The sequence below is a fragment of the Microcystis sp. genome (assembly GCF_048564745.1).
Taxonomy (GTDB): Bacteria; Cyanobacteriota; Cyanobacteriia; order Cyanobacteriales; family Microcystaceae; genus Microcystis; species Microcystis ichthyoblabe_A.
This window is the reverse complement of record NZ_JBLZRT010000008.1, coordinates 1-2,449: the sequence shown is the minus strand read 5'-3', so window position 1 is coordinate 2,449 and position 2,449 is coordinate 1. Positions and strand designations below refer to the sequence as shown.

Sequence of the window (2,449 nt, the reverse complement as noted above, 5' to 3'; positions counted from 1 at the left end):
ATCGTATTCCTGAAAATTATCAAAGATTTTTTTGAGTTCATCAGTGGGAGAGTTATCTACTACTGATAAATTAATTTCCATGGGTGTGCTAAACAGAGACTTAATTGCTTGAGTAACTATCTCTGGGTCATTTTTGTAAAGAACAAGGGAGGCCGTAAGTTCCATAATTCTGGAGTAATAAAGTTAAACATTAGGGATAAGGATATTTTTCAAGGATTGGGAAAATTGCTCGAAGCTAAAATTTTTAAGGGCTATTTCTCTGCAAAAGTGACCTAGACACTCTAAATTATCATCGCTAATTTTGTCAAGGGTGGATAGTGCCTTTTCTATATCCTGTTCGGTGCTAATATCGAAGACTAATCTTTCACGTTCATATTCAAAAAATGGGTGAATATCCACTCCTGTTGAAATATACACTGGTAAGCCAACTGAAGCAGCTTCAGCCACCGAAAAGCCAAAATTTTCTCGATGTGAAAATAAAACAAATAAATCGGAACCGGACAAGAACTTCCACTTGTCTTGATCAAAAACTGGTGAATGTATGAATACATTAGGAAGACTTGAATAAGAGACAATTTTCTCTTTTAATGATTCATCCTGTCCATAACCCATGATTAAAAAATTCCAGTTTTTAGGCTTAACCTTGACAAAACTTCTTAAGGTTTCTAAAGGATGCTTAAATTTATCATATTTGCCAAAATAAAGTATAATTTTATCTTCGTCAGATAGTCCCAATTGCTCTCTAAGCCATCTGCGACACGAAATTCTCTCAATATCTTGAGGTGGCTCAACAGAAAAAGGACAAATATTCCCCTTATTTTTAGCCAAAGGTAAAATTGATTTATCCCGTTCCAATGACGTTGAAAATAGGATTTTTTTTGCCTGATGTGTTACTGGCTTGCCAATCAGTTCTAGCCAAATTATTTTTTTTAGTTTGCCATAGGAAAAGACATAAGGATCGGTTGTTCCATGAGGGACTAAATAAAGCGGAACCTTGAGATGGCGTGATAGTTGATAGGCATAGGAAAAATGAGCTAAAAAAGCACCATGTACAATTACTCCTGATGTTTTTTCCTGGACTTTCTCTGGAATAAACGAGAAAAAGCTAGGAAAACTTGATTTTATCAGTGCCGTGAAAGGGTTGATAGAACCGGAAACAGTATAATCTGCTTCGCTAGGACTATCGTATCCAGGCATTTGTAAATCAATAAAATAACTCTCTACGGCTCTGCGAAACAGAGATGCAGCAGTGTAAGTACCCCCATGATCTGGGTGTAGGCGAGGACAAAAGTTGATAAAAAGATTTTTTTTCATATTCAAAAAATCTGGTGATCTGTTAGGCATTTTATGTATAGAGTTTGGTTTTATTCCATACAGATACTCTTCCAGTTAAGTTTCTATAAAAGTCAGCAATATAGATGGTAAGTTTATCTGGTAGTGTAGACAGTAAGACCAACCAGATTATAGCTTTTACATAAGAAAAAAGCCATTTTAACGGAAGCAATACAACAAGATTATTTTTGGATCGGGCTTCAGCAATTTCTCTCAAAGTTAATATTCTGGATTTTGGACAACTACTAACACCCAGTAGTTGCATACCTGCAATTATTAGCTCTGGTAAAAATATAGGACTACTATCCTTATTCTTAAGTTCACGCAGGAGCAATTCATAATCACCAGCAATTGAAAAAGATTCATCAAATTGCCCATGCACTTCAAATAAAGTTCTCTTATGAAAGACCCCTTGATGACATATTGAGGAAAGTTGTAAAAAACTCCTTTGCACTTGACTCCAAGGCTGATTAACAATCTCTAGCACATCACCTTGGGGAGAAACTCGTGCAACCTTACCATAAACTAGGCGGCTCTCACAATTAATATCAACAATATTGATTAATTGTTCAGATACCCTACTTAATGTATAATTGTCCCATAAATAATCATCTGAACCCAAAAAATAAATCCAGTCTCCCTTAGTTCGATCTAATCCTTTATTAAAAGCGTGATAGATTCCTCTATCTGGTTCAGATACCCAACAATCAATCTTGTCACTATTTCGCTTAATAATCTCAACCGTGCCGTCAGTAGATCCTCCATCGATAATCACTAATTCTTTATGAGGATAGCTCTGGGAAGCCACACTATCGATGCAACGTTGTAGGGTAACGGCATTGTTATAGACAGCGACAATAATACTAATAAGAGGTCTCGATTGAGGGGGAACCGAAGTCAAGCCAGCCGAAAAATTGGGTTCTAGCGCAGTTGCGTCTTTGTCTTGCTTGATTGGGGGAAGCGTCATAATTGTGATTTAAGAGGGGATTGAAGATTTTTCTGGCTAGGGCAAATTTAATATTTCTTCTACCCTGCTCGGTTTGCATACGGTTAAGTAATTTTTTTCAACATTGTCAACCTTTACACTACTAATATTTACTGTCATGTTTTGTCGTCA

At 36.3% G+C, this 2,449-nt stretch carries 2 protein-coding genes and 1 pseudogene; all 3 read right to left on the bottom strand.

Annotated features, from left to right (window positions below; all coding sequences use genetic code 11):
• A pseudogene (locus ACOCD9_RS01265) lies at positions 1 to 165 on the bottom strand (glycosyltransferase family 2 protein); the annotation flags it as partial.
• A gap of 18 nt (positions 166 to 183) precedes the next feature.
• Positions 184 to 1,314, bottom strand: a complete 1,131-nt coding sequence (locus tag ACOCD9_RS01260) for a glycosyltransferase (protein ID WP_419546185.1) — start codon at positions 1,312 to 1,314, stop codon at positions 184 to 186.
• A 31-nt stretch (positions 1,315 to 1,345) separates the two neighbouring features.
• The gene (locus ACOCD9_RS01255) at positions 1,346 to 2,299 is read right to left on the bottom strand and encodes a glycosyltransferase family 2 protein (protein WP_419546184.1); all 954 of its coding nucleotides are present in this window, start codon (positions 2,297 to 2,299) and stop codon (positions 1,346 to 1,348) included.
• Positions 2,300 to 2,449 lie beyond the last annotated feature (150 nt).

Bases quoted from the DNA above. Each gene is read 5' to 3' on its own strand.
- ACOCD9_RS01260 (WP_419546185.1), bottom strand. From the start codon at position 1,314: ATGAAAAAAAATCTTTTTATCAACTTTTGTCCTCGCCTACACCCAGAT.
- ACOCD9_RS01255 (WP_419546184.1), bottom strand. From the start codon at position 2,299: ATGACGCTTCCCCCAATCAAGCAAGACAAAGACGCAACTGCGCTAGAA.